The 13,491-nt window shown below is 69.9% G+C and carries 19 protein-coding genes; 12 read left to right on the top strand and 7 right to left on the bottom strand.

All coding sequences use genetic code 11. The annotated features are described in order from the left end of the window. Window positions 1-347 precede the first annotated feature (347 nt). Window positions 348-1,499: a multicopper oxidase domain-containing protein gene (locus ACV7GQ_RS05035; RefSeq protein ID WP_470312452.1), complete on the bottom strand. Its 1,152-nt coding sequence runs from the start codon at window positions 1,497-1,499 to the stop codon at window positions 348-350. A gap of 208 nt (window positions 1,500-1,707) precedes the next feature. Between ACV7GQ_RS05035 and ACV7GQ_RS05030 the strand changes: the two genes are divergently transcribed. The 3 genes from ACV7GQ_RS05030 (at window position 1,708) to ACV7GQ_RS05020 (ending at window position 2,752) form a co-directional block, all read left to right on the top strand. After that, on the top strand, window positions 1,708-2,085 hold the full coding sequence (locus ACV7GQ_RS05030; RefSeq protein WP_470312451.1) for a helix-turn-helix domain-containing protein: 378 nt from the start codon (window positions 1,708-1,710) through the stop codon (window positions 2,083-2,085). 3 nt (window positions 2,086-2,088) lie between these two features. Next, on the top strand, window positions 2,089-2,388 hold the full coding sequence (locus ACV7GQ_RS05025; RefSeq protein ID WP_470312450.1) for a DUF7521 family protein: 300 nt from the start codon (window positions 2,089-2,091) through the stop codon (window positions 2,386-2,388). 73 nt (window positions 2,389-2,461) lie between these two features. Next, window positions 2,462-2,752, top strand: coding sequence for a DUF7521 family protein (locus tag ACV7GQ_RS05020; protein ID WP_220619591.1), 291 nt, complete (start codon window positions 2,462-2,464; stop codon window positions 2,750-2,752). Window positions 2,753-2,757: 5 nt separating this feature from the next. Here ACV7GQ_RS05020 and ACV7GQ_RS05015 read toward each other — a convergent pair whose 3' ends face one another. After that, window positions 2,758-4,074: a hypothetical protein gene (locus tag ACV7GQ_RS05015; protein WP_470312449.1), complete on the bottom strand. Its 1,317-nt coding sequence runs from the start codon at window positions 4,072-4,074 to the stop codon at window positions 2,758-2,760. 89 nt (window positions 4,075-4,163) lie between these two features. Here ACV7GQ_RS05015 and ACV7GQ_RS05010 point away from each other — a divergent pair, with 89 nt between their 5' ends. Then, window positions 4,164-4,430: a DUF2249 domain-containing protein gene (locus ACV7GQ_RS05010; RefSeq protein WP_470312448.1), complete on the top strand. Its 267-nt coding sequence runs from the start codon at window positions 4,164-4,166 to the stop codon at window positions 4,428-4,430. Then, window positions 4,427-4,705, top strand: a complete 279-nt coding sequence (locus ACV7GQ_RS05005; protein WP_470312447.1) for a glutamyl-tRNA reductase — start codon at window positions 4,427-4,429, stop codon at window positions 4,703-4,705. Before ACV7GQ_RS05010 ends, ACV7GQ_RS05005 begins: the two co-directional genes overlap by 4 nt. On the opposite strand, the gene ACV7GQ_RS05000 is transcribed toward ACV7GQ_RS05005, so the two are convergent. The 4 genes from ACV7GQ_RS05000 to ACV7GQ_RS04985 form a co-directional block, all read right to left on the bottom strand. Continuing rightward, on the bottom strand, window positions 4,702-5,154 hold the full coding sequence (locus ACV7GQ_RS05000; RefSeq protein WP_470312446.1) for a thiol-disulfide oxidoreductase DCC family protein: 453 nt from the start codon (window positions 5,152-5,154) through the stop codon (window positions 4,702-4,704). The two genes, ACV7GQ_RS05005 and ACV7GQ_RS05000, sit on opposite strands and share 4 nt — an antisense overlap. 82 nt (window positions 5,155-5,236) lie before the next feature. Further along, window positions 5,237-5,554: a cupin domain-containing protein gene (locus ACV7GQ_RS04995; protein ID WP_470312445.1), complete on the bottom strand. Its 318-nt coding sequence runs from the start codon at window positions 5,552-5,554 to the stop codon at window positions 5,237-5,239. Continuing rightward, a complete protein-coding gene (locus ACV7GQ_RS04990; protein WP_470312444.1) occupies window positions 5,551-5,787 on the bottom strand; it encodes a DUF2249 domain-containing protein in 237 nt (78 codons plus the stop codon). The genes ACV7GQ_RS04995 and ACV7GQ_RS04990 overlap by 4 nt, the downstream gene beginning before the upstream one ends. A gap of 51 nt (window positions 5,788-5,838) precedes the next feature. Further along, on the bottom strand, window positions 5,839-6,210 hold the full coding sequence (locus tag ACV7GQ_RS04985; RefSeq protein ID WP_470312443.1) for a cupin domain-containing protein: 372 nt from the start codon (window positions 6,208-6,210) through the stop codon (window positions 5,839-5,841). Between the two features lie 89 nt (window positions 6,211-6,299). Here ACV7GQ_RS04985 and ACV7GQ_RS04980 point away from each other — a divergent pair, with 89 nt between their 5' ends. The 4 genes from ACV7GQ_RS04980 (at window position 6,300) to purL (ending at window position 10,092) form a co-directional block, all read left to right on the top strand. After that, window positions 6,300-6,857: a DUF7998 family protein gene (locus ACV7GQ_RS04980; RefSeq protein ID WP_470312442.1), complete on the top strand. Its 558-nt coding sequence runs from the start codon at window positions 6,300-6,302 to the stop codon at window positions 6,855-6,857. Between the two features lie 55 nt (window positions 6,858-6,912). Then, window positions 6,913-7,221, top strand: a complete 309-nt coding sequence (locus ACV7GQ_RS04975) for a hypothetical protein (protein ID WP_470312441.1) — start codon at window positions 6,913-6,915, stop codon at window positions 7,219-7,221. Window positions 7,222-7,264: 43 nt separating this feature from the next. Further along, window positions 7,265-7,855, top strand: coding sequence for a TetR/AcrR family transcriptional regulator (locus ACV7GQ_RS04970; protein WP_470312440.1), 591 nt, complete (start codon window positions 7,265-7,267; stop codon window positions 7,853-7,855). 71 nt (window positions 7,856-7,926) lie between these two features. Next, complete coding sequence (gene purL, locus ACV7GQ_RS04965) at window positions 7,927-10,092, top strand: phosphoribosylformylglycinamidine synthase subunit PurL (protein ID WP_470312439.1); 2,166 nt, start codon at window positions 7,927-7,929, stop codon at window positions 10,090-10,092. A gap of 45 nt (window positions 10,093-10,137) precedes the next feature. On the opposite strand, the gene ACV7GQ_RS04960 is transcribed toward purL, so the two are convergent. After that, window positions 10,138-10,329: a DUF7550 family protein gene (locus ACV7GQ_RS04960; RefSeq protein ID WP_470312438.1), complete on the bottom strand. Its 192-nt coding sequence runs from the start codon at window positions 10,327-10,329 to the stop codon at window positions 10,138-10,140. A gap of 105 nt (window positions 10,330-10,434) precedes the next feature. Between ACV7GQ_RS04960 and ACV7GQ_RS04955 the strand changes: the two genes are divergently transcribed. The 3 genes from ACV7GQ_RS04955 (at window position 10,435) to ACV7GQ_RS04945 (ending at window position 13,490) form a co-directional block, all read left to right on the top strand. Beyond that, window positions 10,435-11,514 (top strand): outer membrane protein assembly factor BamB family protein, encoded by a 1,080-nt coding sequence (locus tag ACV7GQ_RS04955; protein WP_470312437.1) that lies wholly within the window; start codon window positions 10,435-10,437, stop codon window positions 11,512-11,514. A gap of 63 nt (window positions 11,515-11,577) precedes the next feature. Next, complete coding sequence (gene hisF, locus ACV7GQ_RS04950) at window positions 11,578-12,393, top strand: imidazole glycerol phosphate synthase subunit HisF (RefSeq protein WP_470312436.1); 816 nt, start codon at window positions 11,578-11,580, stop codon at window positions 12,391-12,393. A gap of 236 nt (window positions 12,394-12,629) precedes the next feature. Then, entirely contained in the window at window positions 12,630-13,490 is an 861-nt protein-coding gene (locus ACV7GQ_RS04945; protein WP_470312435.1) for a hypothetical protein, read from the top strand. The last annotated feature ends 1 nt before the right edge of the window (window position 13,491 follow it).

Raw genomic sequence — 13,491 nt, 5'->3', positions numbered from 1 at the left:
GGGACCGACGACGGGTGCGAACAAATTCGGGCCGACCTTTTCGTTTAGGCTTGCCTAAACAATCGTGTAGGTCCGGCTGTCACGGCGACACCGCGTGGCTACCGTCGGGCGGACGACGTGGACCCACCGCTCGCTGGTCGCTCGTGGACGGTCGGCGGAGAAATCGGTCGTCTCGGTTCGGGCGATTCACACTCGTTCCGGCCCCCGCGATTAGGCCGAGGGGGCGGTTCGCTCAGCCTTCGTGACTCACGGGTCGCTCCCCGCTCGCTCGGTCCGAGGGCTTCGCTTCGCTCAACCCTCGCTGCTCGCGGCTACGCCGCCCGCTCGTTCCGAAGGCTTCGTTTCACTCAGCCTTCGTACCCCGCGTACTCCATCAACTGTTTGAAGATGTCCGTCTGCATCGCCTCCTTGTAGACGACGCCGGTGAGCATCCCGCCGGGGTAGGCGCTCCCGTTCATCACGTGGTTGACCTTGTGGCAGTGCATGAGGTAGATGCCGGGGTCGGCGTCGGCCGTGAACTCCACGGTCCGTCGCCCCGCCGGCGGAATCGAGCAGACGTCCTGCTCGTGGCGGGCGGCGTCGGGAATCTCGCCGCCGTCCTTGTGGGTCACCTCGAAGCGGTGGTTGTGGATGTGCATCGGATGGTCCATGTACCCCGCGTTGAGCATGTGCAGGCGGACCGTGTCGCCCTGTTCGACGATGATGGGCGAGCCGTCCTCGGGGTGGAGCGTGCGCGGCGCGGACTTGCCGTTGACCGTGAAGGTGTCCGGCCGGCGGTTACGTGGGTCGTAAGTGGCGTCCATCCCGGCCATCTGGCGGTTGAGGCGGGAGTCCCACTCCTTGAGCGAGAGGAAGTACTCCTTGTCGGCCGGTTCGTACCCCTTCGGGTCGACGCGGAAGATGCCGTACATCCCCATGTCGAGGTGCCGCGGGGTCTGGTAGTGGCAGTGGTAGAGGTGGGTGCCGGGCACGTCGGCCGGGATGGTGTAGGTGTGTTTCTCGCCCGGGTCGACGCGGACGCCGGTGGTCGTCGGGACGCCGTCGTCCTCCCACTTCTTCGAGACCGCGTGGAAGTGCACCGTGTGCGGGCGCATCCCGTTCGTGTTGTCAAGCGTCACCTCCATGTCCTCGCCCTCGGTGGTCCGGAGGATGGGGCCGGGGACGCTCGGGTCGCCGTCGTCGGCCTTGAACGCCCATACCTGCGGGAGTTCGACGGGGCCACCCATCGACTCGCCCGGGTGCGCGTGGTGCTGTGCCGGGACGGACGAGAGCGTCACCTCGCCGCCCTGTTCGTCGACGTTGACGATCTCGGGCGGCGACGTCGACGGGAGGTCGCCGCCGGTCTGACTGGCGGCCGTCTCCGTCGACGTGTCGACGGCTTCCTGCGGGTCGCCCGGTGCCGTACAGCCAGCGAGAGCGAGCGTTCCGCCGAGGCCGGAGGCCTTCACGAAGTCACGACGCGAGATACCTGAACCAGGTGCACCGACTCGTTTGCTCATGGACACCTGAACGTAACGAGTGTGTGTATAAACCCCCGCAGGGACGTTCTCACCGGGGTAGAACCGTTCTCAGACGCTGGGAATGGGGTGCGAGCACGATCACGTGTGACCCCGAATACTTCGGGCATACACCCCTCAAGTGCCGGTTTCCGACGGTCGCCGTGAGTCGGTTAGGTTAAAGGGTGCGGGAGATGAGTTGGCGACAAGGATGGTTCGGGACCCGTTCGCTGACGACGAGACACCGGAGCTCACCACGGTTCTCGACGCACTGGACGACGAGGACTGCCGGGACATCGTCAGCGTGCTCGACGAGCCGATGACCGCGAGCGAGATCTCGGAGCAGAGTGACGTCCCACTGTCGACGACCTACCGTAAGCTCGAACTACTGACCGACTCGTCGCTGCTGTACGAGGGCGTCGAGGTCCGACCGGACGGACAGCACGCCAGCCGGTACGCGGTCGACTTCGAGGAGGTGGTCATCGCGCTCGACGAGAACCGGGAGTTCGCCGTCGACATCACGCATCGCGCCCGGTCCCCGGACCAGCGGCTGGAGAACCTCTGGTCGGAAGTTCGCAAGGAGACGTAACACATGGTACACATACCAAGTTCACAGGTCGGTGTCGTCGTCTCGAAGACGCTCATCCTCATCATCGGTGGGCTCATAACCTACTACTCGTATCAGGCCTACGACCGGACCGGGACGCCACAGCACAAGTGGCTCACCTATGGGTTCGGCGTCGTCACGCTCGGTGCGATACTCGGTGGTGTGCTCGACCTCGTCGTCGGGACCTACTTCGGAGTGAACCTCATCTACACGAGCGTCTTCGTCTCCAGCGCCCTGACGGCAGTCGGCCTCGGTATCATCCTCTACTCCCTGTACGTGCGCTGAGGCGGGGCTTCTCACTCGCTGGCAACGCGCGCCGGTTTATATTGTCCAGAGTCGCGGAACACTCCGCACGACGATGCACCCCAGTACCGTGCTGCTCGTGGCGGCCAAGACGGTGACGCTCGTCTGCGGGGCCGTCCTCACGACGCTGACGTACAGGGCGTACAACCGAACGAGAGCGACCGCGATGCGAGCCCTCTGGGTCGGCATCGGGCTCGTGACTGCCGGGGCGCTGCTGGCCGGGAGCCTCCACCAGATACTCGAGTTCCCGGTGGCGACGAGCACCGCCGTCGAGAGCGTGTTCACCGCCGCCGGGTTCGCCGTCCTGACGTACTCGCTGTACACCGACCAGCCCAGCGAGGAATGAACGGGTCAGGGCTCGGGTTCGTCCACGAACCGACCGCCGACCAGCGCCGGCAGCGACTGTGGCCCGTGTTCGACGAGAACCGCGAGCAGGTTGCCGGCGAACAGCACCGCCCCGACGAGGGCGAGCGAGCCCACGAGCAGGCCCGTTCCCGGCGGTACCGACCCGACCCCGGTCCCGACGGCGAGGGCCGTCGCGGCGCCCAGACAGAGGCCGTCCGCGAGCGCGACCCGGTCGTCGTAGAGGTCGTCTATCATCGGCACGTCCTCGAAGCCGAGGCGGTCGCTGTAGCGGTGGACCCAGACGACGAACGGGACGACGTGGTACAGCGTCCCCAGCACGACGAACCCGACGGCGCCCATCAGCAGCAGCGGCCCGAGGGCCGGGTGGCCGAACAGCGCGCCGTAGGCGAGCGGGTCCTGCCACCACGCCCACGCCGAGAGCGGTGCCCAGACCGCCAGCGAGAGGGCGACGACGGCGTACCGGGAGAGCATCGGCGTCCACTCGACGCTGGCAGCGAGGAGTCGCCGGCCCACCAGCAGGCCCACGACGGCCAACCCCCCGGCGACGAGGAGCGCGCCGACGCGGGCGACGGTCGGACGACCCAGCAGGCGCCCGGCGGCGAGGAGGAGGACGCCGAGTGGGTAGCCCACCGTCTCCGCCCGCTGGAGCGCGTCGCCGACGCGAGTCCCGTCGGTCTGGGTGAACATCGGTGCGAGTTGCGCGAGCGCGCCCGCGACGGTGGTCAGGACGGCGCCGAACACCGCCAGCGTGGCGTGGGCCAGCAGGAGGTCCGCCCGCGTGAGCCCCGCGACCGGCAGGACGCCGACGGCGTGGTCGAGCGCCAGCGCGACGCCCGCGCTCGTCACGAGGACGAAGAAGCCGAGTGCGGCGGCGAAGTGCGCCGCCGTCACGTCCCGCTCGGCGGCCGCGAGCGTCCGGCCGACGGTGTAGACGAACGTCCAGACGCCGGCGACAGCGAGCGCGCCGGCCACCGGGAGGACGGCCGCGACACCGGACAGGAGGCCGGCCGCCAGTCCCGCGAAGCCGGCGGCCGCGAGGGGCAACTGCAGCGCGGCGAGGCGACGCGAGTGGAGGGCGACGCCCGACCACACGGGGACGAACTGCGTCATCGCACCCATGATGGTGAGACAGACCCAGCCGGCGAGCAGCAGGTGGACCTGTGCGAGGTGCCCGCCGCGACCGCCCGCCACCCCGACGGCCACGCCGGCCACGAGGAAGGCCAGCGCGACGACGAAGTGCCGAAGCGGAATCGTCATCGGCGGGCCCGCGTCCGTGTCGACGTCTCCGGGTATCGCGCTCATCACTCGTCGGTTCGGGCCCCGGCCTGCTGTCGGTGTGGCCGAACACGTTCGGGGAAACCGTCGGCGCACAGGAGCGTCAACGTCCACCCATGTCACTGGCACCCGACGCCGTCGTCGCGGAGACGGACGCCCCGACCGACGCCCCGACGGAGCGACTGGACGTCCGCGAACTCGGGCCGCCGAAGCCGCTGGCCGAGACGCTCGAACGCCTGCCGGAACTGGACGACGACACCGTCCTCGTCCAGTACAACGACCGTGCGCCACAGCACCTCTACCCGAAGCTCGAGGACCGCGGCTACGACTACGCGACCGTCGACACCGACGACGCGACCGTGACCGTCATCTGGAAAGCATGAGTGTGAACGACGACACCCGCGAGACGACGACCGACGTTGAACAGGCCATCGGACAGATGGAGGCCCGCGCCGCGGAGATACGGGCCGAACAGCTCGAGGCGGCGCTCGAACAGCTGCGGGCGCAGGGCGACCTGACCGACGAACAGGTGGCCGCCGTCGAACGGCTGAGCGAGCGCCTCGCCGAGCGGTTGCTCGCGGTCCCGCGGGCGAGTCTCCGCCGGTCCAGCACCGTCGGTGACGGGACCGTCGAGACGGCTGTCGAGCTGTTCGGTTAGCCGAGGAAGCGGTCGCTCACGTCGTCGTCGGGCACCATGCACTGGTCCTTGCGGCCGAACCAGTCGTACCGGTTCTCCGCGACGACGTCGTAGGCCGCGTCACGCAGTCCGTCGGGCACGAGTCGCCCGACGCTGGCGAGGCTGTAGGGCCACCCGAGCAGTTCCGCGACGCGGATGGCCGCGGCCGACTTCCGGTACACGTCCTCGCCCTCGACGAGGACGACGGACTCCATCTCGTCGGTCGGCAGACCGACCCGCTCCAGTAGTTCCGTCCCGGCCTCGGACTGGAGCGGTGCGAACCGGACGATTCCGGTCGGGTCGCGCGGGATGACGAACTGTACGGTCCGGTTACAGAGGTTGCAGACGCCGTCGAACAGCAGCACGGGGTGGTCGTCGACCGGCTCGTCTTCGGTCACGGCCGTCGCCTCCGGGCGGTCGTCAGCGTCCATCGTCCCGTAACACCCATACCCGCTCTAGGTCGTCCGGCCTGAAAACGTCGTCCGTCCCGTCAGGACCGCAGGCGGGGAGCGGTCACTCGGCCGCGGCCAGTACCAGCAGCGCCTCGCAGTCGGTAACCGCGGCCGGCGAGATGTCCTGGTCGCCGTCGAACCGGGCGACGTCGCCGGCGGTCAGCGAGAGCGTCGTCTCGCCGAGGGTGAGGTCCACCTCGCCGTCCAGCAGGTGGAAGACGATGTCCCGACCCGGGTGCTGGTGGGCCGGAATCGCCTCGCCCTCCGAGAGCGTCAGCCGAACCGTCTTCGGCTCGCCCTCGAACAGCTGGGCGCGGCCCGAGCCGTCGAGGTCGGACAGCGAGACGCGTTCGAGGCCGGCGGCGTCGGCGCCGCTCATGCCTCCTTCGGGAGGTCGGCGACGTACTTCCCCTCCCCCTCCTTGCGGCAGTCGTAGCGTTCGGCGTCGAACTCCTCGACTTCGGCCTGCAGTTCGTAGAACAGCGGCTTCGGTTCGTGGTCGTTGACGATGCGGAGCGTCTCACCCGGGTCCAGCTCGTCGAAGGCGGAGTGGATGGTCGGGTGTCGCTCGGGCGGTGCCATGTTCCGGAGGTCGAGTTTCGCGGCGGGCATCACCCGAACCTTCCCCCGCCCCGGCGGAGGGACTTCTCCCGAACGTGTTCGTCACCCGGGGTCGAACTCGCCGCGCTTCAGGCCCCGCCGGACCGGTTCGTGCTCGGCGTCGGTCGGCGGCGGCGCGGTGACGAGCGTCGCCTCGAGTCGGCCCCCTTCGGCTCTGATACCGCGGTCCTCGCCGGCCGGTACCGCGACCACGTCGCCCGGCTCGACCGCGCGTTCCTCGTCGCTGTCGCGGACCGTCCCCTCGCCGTTGAGGACCGTCATCGCCACGTCGCTGTCGGGCGCGTGGACGGGGATGAACTGTCCGGGTTCGAAGTAGCCCAGCACGACCTTCTGGTTCGGCGTCTCGTGAATCGTCTGTGCCGAGAACCCGTCGTCGACGTACTCGCGTTCGGCGTCGATGCTCGTGGTGACCATCACGTGGACGTGGGCGCCAGCCGCCGGAGGGGGTTCCGCCGAACGTGTTCGGGGACACTGTCTGTGGGCCGCGACGCGTACGTCCGCCCATGAGCCTCCTCTCGGGCATCCGCGGCGGCGACGACACCGGCTTCGACGACTACGATTCGTTCGCGCCAGAACACGTCCCCGAGGCGGGCGAGTTCCTCGAGGGCCACGAGGCCCTGACCGGCGCCGACCACGCCGCGTTCCACCGCCTCACGATGGACCTGTTCGCCGAGCGCGGCGTCTACGACATGACCTTCGGCTACAACCTCGCGCGCCTGAACCTGGACCACCGACACCCAGACGCCGGGTTCCGGTACGCGCGCGAGACCGACGACCCGGCGGTCCTACGGGCCGAGTTCACCCCGACGACGGAGTTCTGCCCGCAGAGCGACACGCTGACCGTCGGCGCGTTCCGCGCGTGGAACGGCCTCGGGGGGCGCCACGAGTACGACCTCGTGAAGGTGCGCGTCGACCCGATGCACCACCAGAGCGTCGCCATCAACGGCAAACTGCGACAGCTCGAGGACACCTACCGCGAGACCGGCGAGATACCGGCGGATGTGGACGACGACGGCGACGACGGCATGCCCGACGAGACCGACGTCGAGACGCCGTTCTGAACGGGCGAACACCTTCGGGACTGTCGACTCCCGGCGGGGGAGCGAACCCACGCGTATGTCCGACCGCGACGAGACGGCCCGTTCGCTGGCCGCCGACCTCGCCGCCCGCCCAGACGTCGCCGACGCGTGGACGGCCAAGAGCTTCACCGACCGGCTGCTCGTCGTCGAACTCCCGGCCGACCGGGACCTCCCCGAGGACGTGGTCGAGACGCTCCGCGCCCGCGGGTTCGTCGGCGCCGACGAGGTGTACGACGTCGACGGGGCCGACGACGCGGCGTTCGCCGGCCAGCTGACAGACGCGCGGCGCTACCGGTTCGTCGACGTCGAGAGCCGCGGCGAGCACCGCTCGTACGTCGTCGAGTGAGGCGGGGCGAAAGGCTGAAGCGAGTGAGCGCTCACTCGAACGTATGCCGGAGATGGACGCCGAGGCCCGCGCCGAGGTGGTCAGCGCGGTTCGACGGGCGCTCGCCGAACACGGCTACGAACGCCTCACGACGGCGAAGATAGCCGACGAGTACGAGAACAGCGAGGCGGGCCTGTACTACTACTTCGACAGCAAGGACGAGATGATAGCGGCGTTCCTCGAGGCCGCCGCGGGCCGGTTGGGCGAGGAGCTGGCGGCGCTTTCCGCCGACGGCCCGGAGGCCGAGTTGCGGGCCGCCTGCGAGTACCTGTTCCGCTCGCCGGGCGAGGAGGCCGCGGGCGTCCACGTCGCCGTCATGGAACTGCTCTCGCACGCGCCGTACAACGAGACGCTCCGGGGGCCGCTGCTCGCGCTCGAATCGGCCACGCTGGACGAGCTCGAACGCATCGTCGCCGAGGGTGTCGAGACGGGCGTCTTCCGGGACGTGGACCCGCGAGCGACCGCCGCGTTCCTGCTGGCCGCCGCCGACGGGTCGACCGGGTTCCACGTCGCGCTGGAGATGGACGTGGGGGAGGACCTCCGCGCCGGCTGGGCGGCGTACGTCGACAGCCTGCTCGCGCCCGCAGACGGGTGAACGCCGGCGTCGTCGGCGTCGGCGCGACTGCATGGAAAGCGATTTAGCCGGCCGGGGGCCACGGGAACCTAATGAGCCTGTCCGACGCGGACCACGACATCGTGGTCGACGAGATCGGTCGGGAGCCCACCCGGGCGGAGGCCGCTCTCTTCGAGAACCTCTGGAGCGAGCACTGCGCCTATCGCTCCTCGCGACCGCTCCTGACGGCGTTCGACTCCGAGGGCGATCAGGTCGTCATCGGCCCCGGCGACGACGCCGCGGTCGTCTCGCTCCCGAGCCACGGCGACGGCGAGGAGATGTACATCACGATGGGCGTCGAGTCCCACAACCACCCGTCCTACGTCGACCCGTTCGACGGCGCCGCCACCGGCGTCGGCGGCATCGTCCGCGACACCCTCTCGATGGGCGCCTATCCCATCGCGCTCGCCGACTGCCTGTACTTCGGCGACTTCGAGCGCGAACACTCCCGCTACCTCTTCGAGGGCGTCGTCGAGGGCATCTCCCACTACGGCAACTGCATCGGCGTACCGACGGTCACCGGGTCGGTCGCCTTCCACGACGACTACGAGGGCAATCCACTCGTCAACGTCTCCTGCATCGGCCTGATGGAGCCAGAGCGCACCATCACCGCCGAGGCGCAGGAACCGGGTAACAAGCTCGTCCTCGTCGGCAACTCGACGGGCCGTGACGGCCTCGGCGGCGCCTCCTTCGCCAGCGAGGACCTCGCGGAGGACGCCGAGACGGAGGACCGACCGGCCGTGCAGGTCGGGGACCCGTACACGGAGAAGCTGCTCATCGAGTGCAACGAGGCGCTGCTCGACGAGGACCTCGTCGAGTCGGCCCGCGACCTCGGCGCGGCCGGGCTCGGCGGGGCATCCTCCGAACTCGTCGCGAAGGGCGGTCTCGGCGCCCGCATCGAACTCGACCGCGTCCACGAGCGCGAACCCAACATGAACGCCATGGAGTACCTGCTCGCCGAGAGCCAGGAGCGCATGGTGTACGAGGTCGCGCCGGAGAACGTCGACCGCGTGGCCGAACTGGCCGAACGCTACGACCTCGGCTGTTCGGTCATCGGCGAGTTGACCGAACCCGGCACGAACTACGTCTGCACCTTCGAGGGCGAGACGGTCGTCGACGTCGAGGCCGAGTTCCTCGGGGACGGCGCGCCGATGAACGACCTGCCCGCGGAGGACCCGCCGGAACAGGAGCGCGACCTGCCGACGGTCGACCTCTCGGAGGCGTTCGAGCGCATCGTCGCCAGCCCAAACACCGCCTCCAAGCGGTGGGTGTACCGCCAGTACGACCACGAGGTGCAGGTCCGCACGAGCGTCCTGCCGGGCGACGACGCCGCCCTCCTCGCCATCCGCGAGGCCGGGACCGGACTCGCGTTCTCTGCCGGCGCGGACCCCAACTGGACCGACGCCGCGCCCTACGAGGGCGCCCGCGCCGTGGCGCTGGAGAACGCCACCAACGTCGCCGCGAAGGGCGCGACCCCCCACGCCGCCGTCGACTGTCTCAACGGCGGGAACCCCGAGAAGCCGGACGTCTACGGCGGCTTCAAGGGCATCGTCGACGGCCTCGCGGACATGTGCAGCGACTTAGACGTCCCCGTCGTCGGCGGCAACGTCTCGCTGTACAACGACTCCGTGGCCGGCCCCATCCCGCCGACGCCGACGCTCGCGCTCGTCGGCGTCAAGGAGGGGTACGACGCGCCGCCGATGGAACTGTCCGGCGAGGGCACCCTCGTCGTCGTCGGCGACGCCGCCCTGGAAGGGGAGGCTGACCCGCGTCTCGGCGGCTCCGAGTACACCGCCGTCTTCGGCGGCACCGACGCCTTCCCCGAACTGCCGGCCGACCCGACCGGCCTCGTCGAGACCATCGCGGAGGTGGCCGACGAGGACCACGTGCTGGCCAGCCACGACGTGAGCCACGGCGGCCTCGCGGTCGCACTCGCCGAGATGGTCCACGAGGACGCCGGCGCCAGCGTCGAGATGGAGACGGTCGAGCGCGGCACCCGGAAGCGCCTCCTGTTCAACGAACGGCCCGGCCGCGTCGTCTTCGAGACGACCGACCCCGCGGCCGTGCGCGAGGCCTTCGACGGCGTCGCCCCGGTGACGGAACTGGGCGAGGCGAACGGGTCGAACCACCTCGACCTCACGCTCAACGACGAGACGCTGCAGTACCACGCGGGCGAAATCGCCGACCTCCGGTCGACCATCGACGACGAGCTGGCCTGAACCGTCGGCTACGCGGCTGCTTCGACCGGAGAGAGGAAGGGCAGTTTAGACCAGCGCGAACGCGATACCGAACGTGAGCGCGAGGCCGACGAGCGCGACGACGGCGCCGGTCGACACCTGCGACATCGTGAAGTCGCTCTGGGGCGCCGTCTCGCGAAGCGGCGGCTCCTTCGACGGCAGGTCGACGTTCTCGGGGTCGAACTCCGGACGGTCCTCGGCGTGGTGGTCGTCTCCCATGCACGTGCGTTCTGGAAGCGCCTACCTGTACCTGTCGGATTCGCTCGGTCAAAGCCGGGTTTGAGCGACCTGAAGACACTTTCCGGTACCGGGTCGATGACGACCATGGAGTACACTCGCCGACGGCTGTTGGCAACGGTCGGTGCCCTCGGAAGTGCGGGGGTCGCTGGCTGTCTCGACAGCGTCACCGGCCAGCGCCACGAACGCGTCGTGTGGCGGCGGACGACGGAGGGCACCATCGGTGCGCTGGCGGCCGCCGACGGCACGCTCACGGTCCTGACGACGTGGCGCGCGCTCGCCTTCGCCGCGGACGGAACCGAACGCTGGCGCGTCCTGCTGGACGAGCCCGGCGACACCGTCTGCTACGATTCGGGCCTCGCCGTCGACGAGGTCGGTGGCACCGACCGCGCGTTCGTCGCCGGCTGTGGACGCGCGCAGGCGCTCCGAGTCGACGACGGGAGCGTCCTCTGGGAGACGCCGGACGTGTCGTCGCTGGAGTCGATCACCGCCGTCGACGGGCGGCTGTACGTGAGCGGCGGCGGTCTGACGGCCCTCGACGGCGCGGACGGGACGGTCCGGTGGACGGCCCTCGACGACGCCGACGGACTCACGCCCCCGGGGGCGACCGCGGAGACTGTCGTCGTCGGGAGCGACCACGGCACCGTCTACGCGCTGGACGCGGCCGACGGCGCCGAGCGCTGGCACGCCGACCTCGGCGGCCACCGGACCCAGACGCCCGCGCTCGTCGACGGGACGGTGTACGTCGCGACGAGCGACCCCGAGGAGGACCGGGGGGAGCTGGTGGCACTGGACGCGGCCGACGGCCGCGAGCGCTGGCGGGTCGACACCGGACAGGCGCTCGCCGACAGTCGGCCGGTAGTGACCGGCGACACGGTGTTGCTCGGCACGGCCAGCGGGTCGCTCCACGCCCATCGCCGTGACACCGGCGACCAGCGGTGGCGCTTCGACGCCGACGACTGGCTGGTGACCCAGCCGGCCGTCGCCCCCGACGGCGGGACGGCCTACGTCGGGAGCAACGACGGTAACTGCTACGCCGTCTCGCTGGCCGACGGCGAACGGCGCTGGTCGGTCCCGGTCGGGTACAGTTCCGCCACGCCGGCGGTCGTCGGCGACCGCGTCTTCGTCGGGAGCCACGACGGGCTGTTCGCGCTCTCGCGGGACTGACGGCCCGCGGATTGCGCCAGTCGAAACCGTCAAACGGCCCTGCGGCGAAGGTGCGGGTATCAGATGACCCTCACCAAGCGAATCATCCCCTGCATCGACGTCGACGTCGACGAGGACGGGGAGGCGGCCGTCTACACCGGCGTCAACTTCGAGGACCTGGAGTACACCGGCGACCCGGTCGAGATGGCGAAGGCCTACAACGAGTCCGGGGCCGACGAGTTCGTCTTCCTCGACATCACCGCCTCCGCCGAGGGCCGCGAGACGATGCTCGAGACCGTCTCCGCCGTCGCGGACGAGGTGTTCATCCCCCTCACGGTCGGCGGCGGCATCCGCACCCGCGAGGACATCAAGGAGACCCTGCGGGCCGGCGCCGACAAGGTGTCGATAAACTCCGGTGCCATCGCCGAGCCGGAACTCATCGAGGAGGGCGCCGCCGCCTTCGGCAGCCAGTGCATCGTCATCTCGCTGGACGCCCGCCGCCGCTTCGACGACGAGGGCGAGCACTACGTCGATGTGGACGGCGAGTCCTGCTGGTTCGAGTGCACCGTCAAGGGCGGCCGCGAGGGCACCGGTCTGGACGCCGTCGCGTGGGCGATGGAGGCCGAGGAACGGGGCGCCGGCGAGATATTCGTCAACTCCATCGACGCCGACGGGACGAAGGACGGCTACGACATCCCGCTGATGAAGGCGGTCTGTGACGCCGTCTCGACGCCGGTCATCGCCTCCTCGGGCTGTGGCAGCCCCGCGGACATGGAGGAGGTGTTCGTCGACGCCGGCGCCGACGCCGGCCTCGCAGCCTCCATCTTCCACTTCGGCGAGTACTCCATCGCGGAGACGAAGGAGTATCTGGACAGCAAGGGGATTCCGGTCCGGTTGTAGGACGGGGCGGAGCGAGCACCGCGAGCGACGACGCGCTTTTTTCGCCCACGTTTTTGCGAGGAGTGGTGCGCCCGTGGCGCACCCGAGTCGGAAAAGGTGGGAACGGGGTATCTGGACAGCAAGGGCATCCCGGTCCGGTTGTAGGGCGGGTCGGCGACCGTCGTGGGGCCAGCCCCCAGCGCGGTCACACGCCAGTTCCGCGCACTCTTTGTAGCTCGGTCACCTACGGTTACCCAATGGAATGGCGGTGTGAGTGGTGCGGCAAACCTCACGAGGAGAACGACCCGCCCTGTGACAACTGCGGCCACGGCACGTACGAGCGGGCGGTCCAGCCCGTCGGTCCGACCCGGTCCGCAGACGGCGAGGTCCACGGCGGCTCCGTCTGGGTCTGTCAGGACTGTGGCCGCCAGCACCAGCGCAACTCCCCACCCTGCAGGCGGTGTGGGAGCGCGAACTTCGAGCGCGAACGGGTGGCCGACACCGACCCGATGGCGGACATCGGCACGAGCTGGCGGGACGTCATCGAACCGAAGTACGTCGCCGGCTACGCCGCCGTCGCCCTCCTGCTGGGCGTCGTCCTGCTGTCGGTGTTCGGCGTCGTCACGCTTCCGGGGTTCGGGGGCGAGGCGGCCGCCGGCCCGCCAGCGATTCCCGACGCTCCGGGCAGCGCGGACACCGCGGGCGGGCTCTCGCTCGCCGAGACCGAGGACGCCTACGTCGCGGCGCTGAACGAACGGCGGACGAGCGAGGGCGCGGGCGCGCTGACACGGAACGCCACCGCTGACGACGCCGCGGCCTACTACAACAAGGCCATCGTCGCGGCCCGTGCGGGCGAGGGGTCGGGCCCCGAGCGCGACGCCTTCCAGCGGTTCGACCTCGCCTGCGAACGGCCCGGCGTCGTCGCGTATCAGGTCGCCTACGAGCGGACCGGCCGGTCGGTGAGCGACTTCGACGGCGAGGCGGCGCTGGCGTCGTCGCTGGTCGATAGCTACGTCGAGCGCGGGAACCGGTTCCGCGCGGCAGAAGCGGGCACCGTCGGCGTCGACGTCCACGTCGCGCCGGACGGCAGCGTGTTCGTCACCTACGTCGTCTGCTGAG

This window comes from Haloarcula sp. MBLA0163 (genome assembly GCF_055632435.1).
Note: the sequence above shows the minus strand (reverse complement) of the source record. Positions and strands in the feature narration are given on the sequence as shown.